Raw genomic sequence first — 1018 nt, forward strand, 5'->3', positions numbered from 1 at the left:
TTGTTGTTTTCTGTAACTACTTTATCATCTGGTGTCCATGCTGCTGGTTCTTTGTAGCCATTTGCTGTGTCTACTGTTGCTTGTGGGAAGTCTGCGTCTACCAATGTTGTGTTTGGTTTTACATATAGATTCTTTTCTGCTACTGCTGTTACGCCTGTTCCCTTTGCAAATTCTACTTTGATTTTGTCATCTGGTAGTTTATCAGGATCTGCTGGGTCTACTACTTTGTCATCGCTTACGATTAACATTTGTTTTGGTACTTCTATTGTTGAAGTGTCTTTAAATGTTACTAGTAGTGTTCCTTCTTTTTCTCCTGCTACTGCTGATGTTCTTTCTGGTTGTGTCTTGTCTGTTACTGTTGCGTCTTTTAGTAGTTCTGCTACTTTGTCTTTGTTTTCATCTTTTGTAGCTTTTACACCTTTTGACCAGTCAATTGGATCATTTACCCATACTTTTATTGTTTCTGGGCTTAGTCCACCTAGTTTAGTTACTTTTTCTGCTGTTGTTTCTTTTTCTGCTGTTGCTGTGAATGTCTTGTTGTTTTCTGTAACTACTTTATCATCTGGTGTCCATGCTGCTGGTTCTTTGTAGCCATTTGCTGTGTCTACTGTTGCTTGTGGGAAGTCTGCGTCTACCAATGTTGTGTTTGGTTTTACATATAGATTCTTTTCTGCTACTGCTGTTACGCCTGTTCCCTTTGCAAATTCTACTTTGATTTTGTCATCTGGTAGTTTATCAGGATCTGCTGGGTCTACTACTTTGTCATCGCTTACGATTAACATTTGTTTTGGTACTTCTATTGTTGAAGTGTCTTTAAATGTTACTAGTAGTGTTCCTTCTTTTTCTCCTGCTACTGCTGATGTTCTTTCTGGTTGTGTCTTGTCTGTTACTGTTGCGTCTTTTAGTAGTTCTGCTACTTTGTCTTTGTTTTCATCTTTTGTAGCTTTTACACCTTTTGACCAGTCAATTGGATCATTTACCCATACTTTTATTGTTTCTGGGCTTAGTCCACCTAGTT

The 1018-nt window shown here is 37.9% G+C and carries 1 pseudogene; it reads right to left on the reverse strand.

Annotated features, from left to right (window positions below):
• Positions 1–1018 (reverse strand): annotated as a pseudogene (locus tag BQ4446_RS08320) (hypothetical protein); the annotation flags it as partial.

Origin of the sequence: Peptoniphilus raoultii, assembly GCF_900099555.1 — a bacterium.
Taxonomy (GTDB): Bacteria; Bacillota; Clostridia; order Tissierellales; family Peptoniphilaceae; genus Peptoniphilus_A; species Peptoniphilus_A raoultii.